The organism is Wolbachia endosymbiont of Protocalliphora sialia (genome assembly GCF_053891855.1).
In genome coordinates this window covers 1-14,675 of the sequence record NZ_JAIUJX010000019.1, presented here as the reverse complement: position 1 = coordinate 14,675, position 14,675 = coordinate 1, and the positions used below count along the sequence as shown (strand labels likewise).

General features: G+C 33.3%; 11 protein-coding genes. 6 read left to right on the top strand and 5 right to left on the bottom strand.

The features are described from left to right. Positions 1–417 precede the first annotated feature (417 nt). Positions 418–1,215 carry a CAF17-like 4Fe-4S cluster assembly/insertion protein YgfZ gene (gene ygfZ / locus LB100_RS05540; RefSeq protein WP_264337239.1) on the bottom strand — a complete coding sequence of 266 codons (798 nt, stop codon included), beginning with the start codon at positions 1,213–1,215 and terminating at the stop codon, positions 418–420. Between the two features lie 113 nt (positions 1,216–1,328). Here ygfZ and LB100_RS05535 point away from each other — a divergent pair, with 113 nt between their 5' ends. The 5 genes from LB100_RS05535 to LB100_RS05515 all read left to right on the top strand — a co-directional run bounded on the left by LB100_RS05535 (position 1,329) and on the right by LB100_RS05515 (position 8,232). Further along, positions 1,329–1,619, top strand: coding sequence for a co-chaperone GroES (locus LB100_RS05535; RefSeq protein WP_007302813.1), 291 nt, complete (start codon positions 1,329–1,331; stop codon positions 1,617–1,619). A gap of 90 nt (positions 1,620–1,709) precedes the next feature. Beyond that, positions 1,710–3,368, top strand: a complete 1,659-nt coding sequence (gene groL, locus LB100_RS05530) for a chaperonin GroEL (RefSeq protein ID WP_007302814.1) — start codon at positions 1,710–1,712, stop codon at positions 3,366–3,368. Between the two features lie 287 nt (positions 3,369–3,655). Next, positions 3,656–4,009 carry a protein-disulfide reductase DsbD domain-containing protein gene (locus LB100_RS05525; protein ID WP_456201665.1) on the top strand — a complete coding sequence of 118 codons (354 nt, stop codon included), beginning with the start codon at positions 3,656–3,658 and terminating at the stop codon, positions 4,007–4,009. A gap of 258 nt (positions 4,010–4,267) precedes the next feature. Next, complete coding sequence (locus LB100_RS05520; RefSeq protein ID WP_456201664.1) at positions 4,268–5,593, top strand: alanine:cation symporter family protein; 1,326 nt, start codon at positions 4,268–4,270, stop codon at positions 5,591–5,593. Between the two features lie 392 nt (positions 5,594–5,985). Beyond that, complete coding sequence (locus LB100_RS05515) at positions 5,986–8,232, top strand: hypothetical protein (RefSeq protein WP_264720004.1); 2,247 nt, start codon at positions 5,986–5,988, stop codon at positions 8,230–8,232. Here the strand turns inward: LB100_RS05515 and LB100_RS05510 are convergent. The 4 genes from LB100_RS05510 to LB100_RS05495 all read right to left on the bottom strand — a co-directional run bounded on the left by LB100_RS05510 (position 8,219) and on the right by LB100_RS05495 (position 12,563). Next, the gene (locus LB100_RS05510; protein ID WP_017531625.1) at positions 8,219–8,809 is read right to left on the bottom strand and encodes a Maf family nucleotide pyrophosphatase; all 591 of its coding nucleotides are present in this window, start codon (positions 8,807–8,809) and stop codon (positions 8,219–8,221) included. The genes LB100_RS05515 and LB100_RS05510 overlap by 14 nt on opposite strands. Beyond that, entirely contained in the window at positions 8,806–9,042 is a 237-nt protein-coding gene (infA, locus tag LB100_RS05505; protein WP_007302820.1) for a translation initiation factor IF-1, read from the bottom strand. Before infA ends, LB100_RS05510 begins: the two co-directional genes overlap by 4 nt. Positions 9,043–9,144: 102 nt before the next feature. Further along, positions 9,145–11,127 (bottom strand): hypothetical protein, encoded by a 1,983-nt coding sequence (locus LB100_RS05500; RefSeq protein WP_456201663.1) that lies wholly within the window; start codon positions 11,125–11,127, stop codon positions 9,145–9,147. A gap of 158 nt (positions 11,128–11,285) precedes the next feature. Beyond that, the gene (locus LB100_RS05495; RefSeq protein WP_264720007.1) at positions 11,286–12,563 is read right to left on the bottom strand and encodes an adenylosuccinate synthase; all 1,278 of its coding nucleotides are present in this window, start codon (positions 12,561–12,563) and stop codon (positions 11,286–11,288) included. Positions 12,564–12,742: 179 nt separating this feature from the next. Between LB100_RS05495 and LB100_RS05490 the strand changes: the two genes are divergently transcribed. After that, entirely contained in the window at positions 12,743–14,266 is a 1,524-nt protein-coding gene (locus LB100_RS05490; RefSeq protein ID WP_456201662.1) for a hypothetical protein, read from the top strand. The last annotated feature ends 409 nt before the right edge of the window (positions 14,267–14,675 follow it).

The following is a 14,675-nucleotide window of genomic DNA, read 5'->3' as shown; positions in this document are numbered from 1 at the left end:
TGCTGAGCAAGTATTACAGAGTAAGGTGGCAAATTGAGTTGTTTTTAGATTGGCAGATATTTTTATTAGCATCGAAAATTACATAATGTATATTATGGAAAATATAAGAAACACAAGCTTTCAGCAAGAGAAAATGCAATTTTTGCTCTTCTTAAACAGCATAAAAAAGTGCCTGTTGAACCTCCAGATTAATATCTAAAAATACTCAAGTATTACTTTAAAAGTTTTACCTTGAAGTATCTAAAGCATTACTTTAAGAATGTTTAAAATTTTAATTTAAATACCATTCCTTACCTTCTTATTGTCTATTATCAAAAAAGTGTTAAAATAGCAATTAATTATATTAGTTTTTGCATAACTATATCAGCTTGGTTGCTTCATTGTTTGTTTCTTTTCTTTCAAACTCGAATAGATATTTTATAACGTCTTAATGCTAACTCCACCGACATATAAATTTGCGTGGCTTTTTCCAGTATTAAGCAATACAAGTCCAATATTGTCAACACTAGAGCGTAGTTCTCCTACTTCTTCATTATGTTCATTGATTACTTTAGTGCCAATATTTGGAAGTGCATTTTTTCCCTCAACAAGGTAAAGTTTCCTTCTGAATTTTTCTTGTCTGCTCATTCGATTTACAACTTCCTGACCTATATAGCACCCTTTATTAAAACTTATACCATTTATCTTATCGATTAAATATTGCAGCGGAAATGATGAATTTTGCACCATATCTTTTGCTCCATCTGGGACAAGGTTTGTAATTCTAACTTTTTCATACTGAATAAAATCTCCAACCGGTTCTTTTATTTCATCTTTATGTATGATCCTCATTCCTAGCAGCTTGTGCCTTGGATCTTGAAAAATAACTTGTGACTTACTACTACACTCCGCCAACTTAGCATCAAACAAAACTCCAACCTTATATAGTGCACTAATGTCTTTAATTTTCACTCTCAAATAAGTTTTAAGTAAATCTAGTTTCTCGATAATTTGCTGTAAGTGCACATTTTCGCACTCTAAGAAAATATATCCACCATATTCAATGAGAAAAAAATCGTACAGATATTTTCCCTGAGGGTTGAGTAATAAAGAGTAAATTGCCTGCTGGCTACTTAGTTTATTAATGTCATTTGTTATAATACCCTGAAGAAAATCTCTCGTATCTGGTCCGTATAAAGATATTACACTACGGTTTGCTAGCGGTATGTAACCCATAAAACTTCTGTTCAAACCTTAAATTATACACTTTTACTAACTCCAGCCCTTGAAATGTAACCTTTAGATGACTACATAGAATTGTAGGTTAATCTATTAATGAGGAAACATAAATGTCAAGTGTAAATTTGAATGTATTAGATGATAATGTGCTAATAAAGCCTATTACTGAAGAAAAACAAGGTGGAATTGTACTACCATCAAGTGCTGAAAAGAAGCCTACTAAAGGTGAAGTTATAGCAATTGGTAGTGGTTCACGCAACTCAAGCGGAGAGCGCATAGCTTTAACTGTAAAAACTGGTGATAAGGTTTTCTACAGGCAGTGGGCTGGAACAGAAGTAGAACATGATAATGAAAAGTATGTCGTGATGAAGGAGTCAGACCTACTTGCTGTTATCAAGTAGGTAATTCCTATTTTACTAAACTAATGCGCTATATAGTGCATTATGTATTTTAATATTCTAAATTTTTTATTAATTTAAGGAGTGATAAAAATGGCTAACATAGTAGTATCAGGCGAACAGTTGCAAGAAGCCTTTCGTGAAGTTGCAGCAATGGTTGACTCAACGGTGGGAGCAACTGCAGGGCCTAGGGGAAATACAATAGGAATTAGTAAGCCATATGGTGGACCAGAGGTCACAAAGGATGGCTATAAGGTAATGAAAGGTATAAAGCCTGAAAAACCATTACACTCTGCGATAGTAAGCACCATTGCTCAAAGTGCTTCTCAGTGTAATGACAAAGTTGGTGATGGTACCACAACATGCTCAATACTGACTAGCAATATGATAATGGAAGCTTCAAAGTCAATTGCAGCTGGAAATGATCGTATTTGTATCAAAAATGGAATACAGAAGGCAAAAGATGTGATATTAAAGGAAATTACATCAATGTCTCGCACAATTTCTTTAGAGAAAATGGATGAAGTTGCACAAGTTGCAATAATTTCTGCAAATGGTGATAAAGATATTGGTAATAGCATTGCTGATGCTGTTAAAAAGGTTGGAAAAGAAGGCGTCATCACTGTTGAAGAAAGTAAGGGTTCAAAAGAATTAGAAGTTGAACTTACAACTGGTATGCAGTTTGATCGTGGTTATCTCTCTCCATACTTTGTTACAAATAATGAAAAGATGAGCGTGGAGCTTGATGATCCATATTTGCTGATTACAGAAAAAAAACTTAATATTATTCAACCTTTACTTCCTATTCTTGAGGCTATTTTTAAGTCTGGTAAACCTTTGTTTATCATTGCAGAAGATGTTGAAGGTGAAGCATTAAGCACTTTAGTGATCAACAAATTACGTGGTCTAAAAGTTGCTGCAGTAAAAGCTCCAGGTTTTGGTGATAGGAGAAAGGAGATGCTCGAAGATATAGCAGCTTTAACAGGTGCTAAGTATGTCATAAAAGATGAGCTTGGAATCAAGATGGAAGATTTGACTCTTGAAGATCTTGGTACTGCTAAAAATGTTAAAATCACTAAAGACAATACCACAATTGTTAGTGAAGACAGCGACTGTGACAAACAAAACAGAGTAAATGCTAGAATTAACCAGATTAAATCTCAGATTGAAACTTCAACCTCTGATTATGACAAAGAAAAGCTAAGAGAGCGTTTAGCAAAATTATCAGGCGGTGTTGCTGTACTCAAAGTTGGTGGAGCAACTGAAGTAGAGGTAAAAGAACGTAGAGATAGAGTAGAAGATGCACTTCATGCAACAAGAGCTGCAATTGAAGAAGGGATAGTTCCAGGTGGAGGAGTTGCACTTCTTTACGCTGCATCTGCTCTTGATAAGCTAAAAGCTTCAAGCGATGAAGAGCAAATAGGTATCAACATTGTCAAAAAAGTTCTCAGTGCTCCAATCAAAAGATTGGTTAAAAATGCTGGTCTTGAATCTGCTGTTATAATTGACTATTTGATTAAGCAGAATGATAAAGAGCTTATATACAACGTTGAGGCTATGAACTACGCTAATGCATCAACAGCTGGTGTAATTGATCCGGCAAAAGTAGTTCGTATTGCTTTTGAAACAGCAGTGTCTGTAGCAAGCGCACTTATTACTACTGAATCTATGATAGTTGATCTACCAAACAAAGAAGAAAATGCTTCATCACCTATGGGTGCAGGAGCAATGGGCGGAATGGGTGGATTCTAAGTAAACAAGAGCCTTGGAGCAACTTGCTCCACGGTATCTTTCTAGTTCTAAAAAGTCTTACATTTATAAAGGAAATAAATTTGTGATTTTCTATGCAAAGCCACTACTATTTATATTTGTTACGTCTCTTTAATATTATAACTGCTTAAAAATAAAAAAATAATATATGAAAGTTATAATTGCTACTATATTTGTATTAGCATAATATTATATTAACAAATGATTTATATAATATTTTTATTATAATAGATAGAACTTAAATTATTTTCTTCATAAATAGAGTATTTATGAAAATACGTATATACTCAATCCTACTTTTACTTTTTTCTTGCACTCAATTGTGCGCTGAAGAAGAAGTTGCAAAATTTGATCTGCTCATTGGTAAGGTAAATAAAGCAAACCTCACCATTGAAGGCGCAATAAAGGTTACAATAAAACCAGGTTGGCATATATATTACAAAGATCCTGGAGATTTCGGCCTTCCTACTTCCTTTGACTGTCAGGGTAACATATCAAATATAGATATTCATTGGTCTACTCCCAAGGAACATGAAGATAAAGTTGGGGAAGTTACATTTGTTAGTAACATATATGAAGATATGGTGTTATTTCCCTTTAAAACTAATATCATTCCAAATTAGGAATACGCTGATATTAACTTTCATATAAAGTACGCAATATGTAAAGATAGGTGTATCCCTAAAAATGCCGAGATAAAAACCAGTCAACCACTAAAGGATTTTATGGATTACGATATCAATAAACTCATAAATGAGTGGTATGAAAAATAGGATTTTAGCAGGCTTACTATAGCTTTTATAGTGTTACTTCTCATAAACAATAAGTTAGGTATTTTTCAATTTTTGCTATATACTCGAGTAAAAATCTCTCTTTTACAGATGGATACAGTAAAGTTTGTTTTATTACTGCCAACAATACTACTCATACTAGTTGCTGGTGTTTACCTATCGGTTAAACTAAAATGGTTACAGGTGTTTAGACTACCGTATGCCGTTTCACTTATTGGAGCTAAAAGAGGAGAAAATAAATTTTCTTCTATAGCTGCTCTGTTTACAATCTTAGGGGGAAATTTAGGAGTAGGAAATATTTCAGGAACTGCTGTTACTCTAAAAACCGGAGGACCGGGATCCATTTTATGGATGGCAATCATTATTGTTGTTACTTCTGTGATAAAATATGTTACTTGTTACCTAAGTATAAAAACCAGAAAAGAAAAAAATGGACGGTTTATAGGTGGACCTGTAGCCTACATGACTGATGCATTTAATTCTAGAAAAGCTACAGTTGTGTTTCTAGTTATTATGATGATGGTTTCAATAACAGTTGGTAACCTTGTTCAGGTAAATTCTCTATCAATACCACTCAGCATGGTAGATATACCTGTAGTCATTGGCGGCATTGTAATGGCCATAATATTTTTTGTTGTTGCAGCTCTCAGCTTAAAAAAAATTAAAATTTTTATATCGGCTATGATACCGATAATGACGGTAAGTTACCTCACACTTTGCGGTATCATATTATTTAAGTTTAGTGAAAATATTCTTCCTTCTCTAAAACTAATAACAAGCAATTTTTTTACAACTAGTAGCTTTAACTCTGGCTTATCTTTAGGTTTAATTTTAGAAATGTTGACTATTATTCAAGTAGGAACTCTGCGAGGTATTTTTGCAACAGATATAGGACTTGGCCTCGAAGGAATTGTACACTCCTCGATTACTCCTAAAAAAAATAACAATAAATTTATCATTGAACAGAGTCTAATCACAATAATATCTCCTTTTATAGTTGCACTCATAGTGTTCATTACAGCAATGGTACTGCTTGTCACAGATTCTTGGATTACTGATTTAGAGAGCACTAACATGTGCATTTTTGCTTTTAGAAAAGCTATGAATTGGCCCTATACTGACTATTTAATTATGGCTATAATGTTTTGTTTTGCCTTTACTACTATCTTTACTTGGTTTTTTTGTTCAAAACAAACAATACGCTATGTATCTATGGATAATAAATACACTAAAATCTGGACTGTAGTTTTTACCTTAATCATTCCATTTGGTGCAATCGGTGGAGTTAAGTTACTCTGGGATATCGCTGATATTTCAATTGCTGCTTTGCTGCTCATAAACATACTTGCTATACTCAAGCTCACTTCTCAAGATCCAGAAGTATTTACTATGAGTAACAAATATTTGAAGTTGTAAAAACAGAGCTAAAGCAATATTTTAAGTTATCATCCCAGTCTGGAATCCAGCCTTTCATGAACTTCATCAAAAATGTTATGTTTTAACATAATACTTTTATGCTCACTAACTGAGTGCCACTGGATCCCAGTGTCAGCTACTCAAATGACATACTTTTTGGTGAAAATTACTCTTATACTACAACGTTTGTAGTTATGAATTTGACTATAGGATCAAGTCTAGAAAAATCTAGATTCCAGACTGGAATGACAACTTAAATTGCTTGATGTGAACATAAAATAGCTCATGTCATCACGTTAGCAATACAACTTCTTTAATAAAAACTAAATCAATTCCCGTAATAATTGTACTAGCTAAGGCTAAAAGGCAGAGGGTTATTAGTGAGGGAAAATATGAATACTCAAAGCACACAACAATATCATGAATTCATTCGAGGATTTTTTACTTTATTCGATGAAATAAAAAAGGAAGACGACCCAATTTATAATTCCAGAGTTGGTTTTAATGCAGTAAAGTTTCTAATAGAGCACTCCGTCTGGAATTTGGAGACAGATGAAGACAAAAATAAAGCTTATGAAGTTATTCTTCCAGAGCAGAACAAGATAAAGAAAGCCGAACAAAAGCTTGAAAGTGAAGTTAAAGCAAGGTTAAAAGAGTATGTTGATGATATCGCAGGAGTTTCAATATATGGTGATCACGCAAGTATTACACTGGGAGATGACAAAAAAGAGTTTAAAATCAGCGAGTTTTTAAATAGTGACTTTTGTCAGAAGAAAGGAATTTCGGGATTTTCAACGCTGCATAGTGATGGAAAGAGCGGAATGCACGGTTTTGTTGCCGAAGAAGGAGAGAAAAGAATAAGGCATTATGTTGTAACCGATGGTTCATATGAAATGACTTTGAATTGGCATGACAAAAATGGAAAAAAATGTACTATCAAAATCAAGATTGATAAAGATGGTGTAGATCTAACTGAACGTAATGGTGTTACTGAGGAACAATTAAAAGCAAACACAGATGTAAAAATAGGTGGCTTATTCCTATATCAAATACAATTCAAGGAGAAAGGACAAGAACAAGAGAAACAACAATCATCTGAAACTTTCATAGAAAGTGATATTAGTAAAGGTATTGGCGTTCAAGCTACTCAAGATCAAGAAGTTGAGTTTAAGCATGTAACGACTAGCACTACAAATTCTAATAACGCATCTGCTAAAAAGATTCCACCATCACTGCCACCTAGAACTAGTTCATTACCTAATAATCAGCAAAAAGGTGAGTATCAGCCAATACGGATTAATAGTAGAAATAACTACAATTCTCCATATTCTGATGCTTCTTCAAGCAGTACTATTTTCACCAAGTCTGTAATCTACAATCAAGATAATACACAAGAGGATGAACGGTATGACAATCCTACATTTGCTACATTTGGATATGCTGTACCTGGAAGCCGAAAATCAGATGAAAGTGAGCAAATATCTAATAATCGGCAAAAAGGTGCAATTTTTGATCCTACAACTACTGAAAGCGCTGCACCAGTACAAGACGTTGCATTCAAAAAAGTTAAAGATGCATTTAAGTATGAAAACGCTAAAGAATCACGCAATACTGGAAATAAGCAACCACTAAATGATGTAGCTTCGATTCTTGCATGGAAAGCAAAAAATGAGTTATTACGTAGTGAAAGTGAGTATGATGAAGAATTTTTTGACTTCGAAGATGGTTGGAGCGATAACGAAGATGAGTATATAACGCTTTCAAATCCTCAATCAGATTATAAACAAGAAAAAGATTATCTTAGCACTAAGGAAAACGAAGAAAGAGGAAACGATAAACAAAAAGAAACCGAAGATAAATTACAAGAAAATGAATCTCTAGAATACAGCTCAACAGACATAAAAACAAACGATTCGGGCTATTCATCTCCAACTCACTCTAATCATGAAAAATCTCGAGTAAATTCTGGACAGTTAAAAGCGAGCCTAATGAATGTTGAACAAAGAGATGATAACCTACTTACGGAATTTACCAGTAAGTTGGATAAAGAAACTCAGAAATTCCTGCTAAAACCAGTAAATCAAAAGAAAATGAGTGGGCAAACAAAAGAACATTTATTAGCAGCTGGATTGCTAAAAGACAATGCAGCGGAGAAAGAAATAAACGACTCAGGTTACTCATCTCCAACTTACACTAGCCACTATAATTTTCAGGTCAATTCTGAGCAATTAGAGAAGAGATTAGAAACCATTGAACCAAAAGATACATTGGAAAAATTGAATAAAGGATTGAGAGACCAGGCTACTAAAGATTTATTCTCAGAAAGTATGTTGAAAGAAGTAAAAGAAGGTAAAAAATATGACCCTGTACGTAAGTTATTAGAAAGAAAAGTAGCAGAACAAGAAAATGATAATACTAATCTGACTATAGACAAAAATAGCGAACTATATAAATTGCTAGAAAAAGATGCAGCACAACTGAAAGCTGGAATAGTAGAAGAGGAAAGAAAAGATACTTTAACAGAATGCAATGATAGTCCTGATCGCAATAGAATTGCATTAGCAAATAGAAATAGAATCTGGGCTAAACTTATTGCTGAAGAAAAACAAAAAAAGGACAATGGTATTAGTATAGGTTAAAGTAATTACTTAGCAAGCAATGGGTTTCATGTAATGGTAACCCTATTACAGAAGAGTATGAGCCACGTAAAAATAATACAAACATTCCTGCAAGACCTTGTATGTTGCACCCCCCTGCCCTGTTTTTCCACTCTTCTGATGCTAAATAATATTTAATTTCTTGTTCGCTGAGACGCTTAAATTTCACTATTGTAACTACAGTCCTAATATGCTGTTTAGATTGATCAGGAGTTAATAAACACACACTGGTGTATACTCTATGCCTTCTTCCTGATAACAAGCGAACGCATTTTTCTGCTTGCTCAACGTTTTCAGCTTTGAGCAGTATCCTTCTACCACAAGCAACAACTGTATCAACACCAAGCACAAAGTAATTTGGATTTGCACTTTGTATTTTCTCGGCTTTACTTTTTGCCATACGGATTGAGTAATCTTTTGGCAGCTCTTTCTTCAAAGGCGATTCATCTGTATCTGCTGGCAAAACCAAACCTGGCTTAATATTTATTTGTTTTAGTAAGGCTACTCGCCTTTCTGATGATGAAGCAAGAATAAGATTATCTAGAGATTGTTCTATCACTTGAGCCTTTTTATTATCCTACCCTTTCTTGCATTCCTATCATAAATACTCATCTCAACTAACACTCTATCGCCTATAATAATACGTATTTTACTTCTTCTCACTCTTCCTGATACATGACAGATAATCTCATGTTCATTGTCCAGCTTCACTCTAAATTCTGCTGCAGGTAGTAAAGCAGTTACTGCCCCTTCCACTTCAAAAATTGTTTTTGATTTGTCTTCTTTTATCATTGTCGTATTATAATTTAATAATCTTTTTCAGTCTACTATAGATTTTAAATTATTATCAATACAGGAGATTTTTATACTCTACGTGAGTATTCCTCTTGCAACTTATCTCCATATAATACAAGAGGAAAGCAAGTTACCTACGTTTCTACTCTCTGCCACCTTCTCAACAGAACTTATAGAACTTATGTTAGAAGATAAATCATTATCACCATTTTCCTCATCGCTATCAAGTCCACTATCAAGGCTTGGAGATTTGTGCAATGTTGTCTTTTCTTTCAGTGGAACATCAGACTCATTATCAGGTTCACTAAAAACTTCTCCCATTAGACTATAATATTGTTTTGCATAACCACTTATGGTCTTGCTAATTTTTTGTTTATCAGTAACTTGATCTTGTTGATCCTCTAAGTATTTAACTTGATTATTTAAGTTTTCTATTTCTTCTTTCATTTCTTCAATTGTCTGAATTTGATCTGCAATGATGTCGCTGTAGTTCTCTTGCAATTCATCAATACTATCTTCGTCTTCAATGAGTTCAAGTATATCTTCTGGAAATTCCTCGTACTCGATTTCTGGATCTTCGATGTCGAACTTTACTTCTTCTTCAAGTTCATCTTTTAAATCGCTATCATGCCTCTCTAACTTTACAATTGTTTCTGCTTCTATTTCTTGCTTCAATTCAGTAGCTCCTTTTTTCAAGCTTGACATTTCTTGCTTTAATTCGACATTTTCTTTAGACGATATTTGATTATCTGGAATCAATTCATCCATTCGTTGTGAGTTAGTTTCCTCTTGAGTTCGGATTTGTTGTGAAACAACTTCTGGCTGAGTTTTAGTGTGCTGTAAATTGACTTCCAATGCATTACTATTAATAGAAGGAGAAGAAGGAAGGCTATTACCAGCATCAACTTTATGATCTAATTTCTCCTCTAGTTCCTTATCTTGATAGGCCACTATAGATTCGCTATGAAAATTAATAGGAGCAGCCTTATCCTTTTCTAGTGATTGTATTACAGCATCGTATAAGGAGAGATCTTGAATATATAATTCATCATTTTGCTTTATTAATTCTAGAATTTCCTCTGATAGCACAAAATCTTCACCATTGAATTTTAGTATTTCAGTTATGCCATCGCTACTCACATTCATAATCATGGTACACATTTCGGATCCATCTTTTGCAGGCCAAGTGCTTGTCATTTCATAATATGCACCTTCTTTAAATTCATAATATCTTTTCTTATCTTTTTGATGAGCATGTATTTCATGTTTTTTATTGCAATAGATATTCAGTTCTTTAATATCTTTCTCTTGCTGTAAAACGTCACTAATCTTTGTTGGCTCATTTTTATCGTAATGAATAAGGTTAACATTCAAAACTCTATGAGCGTTACCGGTTTCTGTGTAATAAGCTTGAAGCTCTACGTCTTTCCTCTCAAAATATTTACTTGCAGCTTTTTTTCCCTGTTCTGCCAATTCTATGCATTTATTTATATCTTCCTTAAAGCTCTCATTAGCAGACTCTGTTACTGCTTTGTCTATGTACGTTTGTTTAAAATCTCTATCGTTTATTAGGTCATAAAAACTCCACTCATCCCCAAAAGCCCTCTGCACGCAAGTGAAATTATTTTTCTCCTTTAGTTTTCTTAAGAACCACACCTTCTCCTTCAGATTTTTCAGTTGAAAGCTTATCCCTGCCTTTACACTAGAGTTTTTAGCAGGAATACTCATTTCTTCTAATTCTTTAAATAATTTATTATCTTTTATAATTGAGTAACAAAACTTTACGATAGCAGAATTTGCAAACGAAGGATCTTTTTTTATATCTTCATCAATAATTTCTTTAAAACGTTCAAATTGAGGTAGAACATAAAAATCGATTATTTCTTTTTCTGATCTTGTTTTATTAGCATGAGAGATATTATCTAATTGTGAATATAACTCTTTGAATGTATGGTAGATAAGTGTAGAGTAATAAACTTCCCTATTCAGTGAAGTTGGTCCTATACAAAAATGCTTTTCAAATTGATCACCTATTTTTCCTGCATCTACTTCTTTATCTTCCTTAGTCAAACCTGCAATCATAATATACCCCTTATAACTATATTTATATTATAACAATCAACATGTATTTAAGAAAAATCATACTGCTCACTGTACGTTTACGCTGCTACTTTGCATAATAGATTGCTTGAAGTCACACAAGTATCGTTTTTTATTAGATAAAAGTTAACAAGACGTTTTCATAGATTTTTAAGCTTAATAACATCCTCTCTATTGGGACTAGTTGAAATTAGATGAATTGGTACACCTATTAATTCTTCTATTTTTCTCACATATTTCATCAAATTTGCAGGTAATTCCTTAACTGACCTTTTGCCTTGAGTTTTCTCTTTCCAACCAGGAAATTCTTCATATATTGGCTCTAATTCTTTTTGTATTGAATGTGATGCGGGTAAATAATCATACATTTTTCCGCCGTACTTATAACCAGTGCCTATTTTAATAGTATCAAAAGAATCAAGAATATCTAATTTGGTTAATACAATGCTTGAAACTCCAGAGAGTTGTACGGCCTGGCGCACTAAAACTGCGTCAAACCATCCGCAGCGCCTTCTTCTATTGCTTACTGTTCCAAGTTCCTTACCTATAGAAAATAAGCTGTCTCCAATCTCGTTATTTTGTTCAGTAGGAAATGGACCATTACCCACTCTTGTTGTATACGCTTTTGCTACACCAATAATGTGAGCATTGTAGGATAATCCTGAGCCTGTTATCGCTTGCGATGCTACGGTATTACTTGAAGTAACAAAAGGGTAAGTTCCGTGGTCGATATCTAAAAATGCGCCTTGAGCGCCTTCAAATATTATTTTCTTACCTTCTTTCATAAAATCATTTAGTATCTTCCACACAGGTTTTTTATATAAAAGAATTTTTTCTGAAATCTCTTCAATTTCCTTTAATATTTCTTCTTTTTTAACTACCTGGTAGTTAAGTCCTTTTCTGATAGCATTATGGTAACTCAGGAGAGCGTCCACTCTTTGATTGAGCTCATCTGTGTTTTCTAAGTCACAAAGGCGTATAGCTCTCCTGCCAACTTTATCTTCATAACATGGCCCTATCCCTTTGTTTGTTGTACCAATTTTGTGATTTCCGTTTAAATCTTCAAATAGCTTTTCCTTGTCCTTATGTACGCTAAGTATTAATGGACAGCTCTCGGATACCATCAAGTTGTTATAGTTTACGTCCACTCCTTTAACTTTCAATGACTCTATTTCTGAGACTAGAGCATGTGAATCAAGAGCAACACCGTTTCCTATAATAGATATTTTGTCCGCTCTCAAAACAGCAGAGGGCAGTAAATTTAATTTATAAACCTCATCATCTATTACTATAGTGTGCCCTGCATTATTTCCTCCCTGAAATCTCACAACTACATCTGCATTCTCAGAAAGATAATCTACTATTTTACCCTTGCCTTCGTCACCCCATTGCAGACCAACAATTACAATATTATTCATCACTATTTTCTAGATTAATACGTAAATATTAATGCAGCATGCTACAAATGAAAAGAGAAATCTACGCCTTTCCTATATCCCTAAAATAAAGAAATAGACTATCGACTTTTTTATATATTATAAAATTATTCATCATTATATGGTACAACTTACAGCATATTTATAGTAAGGTGTTAATTATGAAAGAGGCAAAGAAGAGTCCGGTAGTTAGATTAAAGGCCACAGCTAAAGAATTCAATTTTAGTAAATTAAGAGCAGATCAAGATAATAAATTAGCGAATTCCGGTGAAACAATGTTCTTAGATTTTCAAAGAATGAATTTTATTATTAATGAAAAAGAAATAGATAAAAATTTTATTATTGCATTTAAGGAAGGAGCTAAAGATTATAAAAATGAGATTTTTAACCGTGATAATTTTGATAACCTCTCTGAAGAAGGTAAAGCTTTTATGGAACCAGTACTTAAGGAGCTTGATCAAGATAGACTATCTGAAGTTTGGGAAAATCATTGTAATAGCCCTACAGTTGCTGATGAAAAAAAAACTGATGAATATAGAAAGGAATTTGAGAGATTTTATAACACAGGGAGAAGCTCTTATCATCTATTCTCCAAAAAAGATTACCGTGCATTAGCAAAGGAAACTTTCAAGGAAATGTTTAGATACGCTGAAGCAGAAATACCAAGTGATGCTATTTTAGAAGAGTTAGTCACCAATTGTAATCAAGCAGGGTATGGGGCTGGTATATTTAATGAATCTCATGCAGCACTCAGTAGTTGTAGCTTAATTCCCCACAGTCCTAGAAAAGCGCTAAACATTTACTGCACTGATCACAACTGCATAAAAGTGACGTCTGATATGGCAATGCCTATAACCACGGTTGACAATCCGGAAGAGAAAATATGCGACCTATCCAGCTCATTAGAATTCACACTTGAATCTCAAGATAGCAAAAATGGTATAATATATAAAGAAGGTAAGTTATCACTTACTATTCCTGAAGAGCTAAAAAACTATAAAGATAATGGCAAGAGCTTGTTTGACATTATTAAAGAATATTTTCAGAAATTCTGTGCAGAACTAGGATTTAAATATGAGACAAAAATACAAATAGAGCATGACTTAGGTACTCAAATCAAAGTAAATAACTATTTAGATGGTACGATATCAACCATAGGATCAGATGCAAATGAAGAATTTATTAATCTTTTAAGCAAAAACCTCAGAGAGAAGTTATTGGAATCAGGAGTTGCTCTAGGAGGTGAAGATGTTGATGGTATTATTGAAGTTAGAGTATCTGCAGTTATGGATCTACTTAGTGATTATGCCAAATTGGAAGATAATAAAGAAAACAGGGAGTTATTAATAAGTGAAGTAGCAGATAATTTAGGGCTTTCCTTTCAAGGTAAAATATCATCAGAAGTATTAGGATCTTTACCTTCTTCGATAAAAGGTCAGGTTAATCATAATCAAGTGCAGTTTGTTGTAAATATTTTTACCAATTTAATTGTTGAAGGAAAAAGCGAAGTATACAAAGAAAAAAATGCAATTAATGCAATTGATGCAATTCATCAGAAGATAGATAAGGCAATTGTTGAGCAAGAAAAAAGAGCAACCAACAAACAAGATATAGAGAATGATAAATGGACAGATAAAATAAAAAAACAGAGATTATCTATGGAATCACATGGGCATTTGCATTAAAGATACTGTGTACAGAGGCGTAGTATGCTCAATTTTCGCCTTTCATTTAAAGCACTCAAATTGATCAAACACACTCAATCCAAAGCGTTTGTAGATTCGATATCTTGAGTAACTTGACGCAGAGAGAATTGTATACCTTAGTCAACTTTTCTAGCGGTATCCATAAGGTAAATCATTATTTGAGTGTTACACCCAAGCCCTTTTTATTTTCCTCTGTTATCAAGCTAAAAATACCATTTGCTTTCATTATGTATACGAAACTATTATGCTTGCAAGAAAAAAAAACTAAAAAACTAAAAAACTAAAAAACTGAAAAACTGAAAAAGAGAATAGGAATTTGATATAAGTTATTCCCAAATTTGGGGAATATTCAAAAAAGCATAAGCATCAAGTTAAGAGATTGCGAGCA

Bases quoted from the DNA above. Each gene is read 5' to 3' on its own strand.
- ygfZ (WP_264337239.1), bottom strand. From the start codon at position 1,215: ATGGGTTACATACCGCTAGCAAACCGTAGTGTAATATCTTTATACGGA.
- LB100_RS05535 (WP_007302813.1), top strand. From the start codon at position 1,329: ATGTCAAGTGTAAATTTGAATGTATTAGATGATAATGTGCTAATAAAG.
- groL (WP_007302814.1), top strand. From the start codon at position 1,710: ATGGCTAACATAGTAGTATCAGGCGAACAGTTGCAAGAAGCCTTTCGT.
- LB100_RS05525 (WP_456201665.1), top strand. From the start codon at position 3,656: ATGAAAATACGTATATACTCAATCCTACTTTTACTTTTTTCTTGCACT.
- LB100_RS05520 (WP_456201664.1), top strand. From the start codon at position 4,268: ATGGATACAGTAAAGTTTGTTTTATTACTGCCAACAATACTACTCATA.
- LB100_RS05515 (WP_264720004.1), top strand. From the start codon at position 5,986: ATGAATACTCAAAGCACACAACAATATCATGAATTCATTCGAGGATTT.
- infA (WP_007302820.1), bottom strand. From the start codon at position 9,042: ATGATAAAAGAAGACAAATCAAAAACAATTTTTGAAGTGGAAGGGGCA.
- LB100_RS05500 (WP_456201663.1), bottom strand. From the start codon at position 11,127: ATGATTGCAGGTTTGACTAAGGAAGATAAAGAAGTAGATGCAGGAAAA.
- LB100_RS05495 (WP_264720007.1), bottom strand. From the start codon at position 12,563: ATGAATAATATTGTAATTGTTGGTCTGCAATGGGGTGACGAAGGCAAG.
- LB100_RS05490 (WP_456201662.1), top strand. From the start codon at position 12,743: ATGAAAGAGGCAAAGAAGAGTCCGGTAGTTAGATTAAAGGCCACAGCT.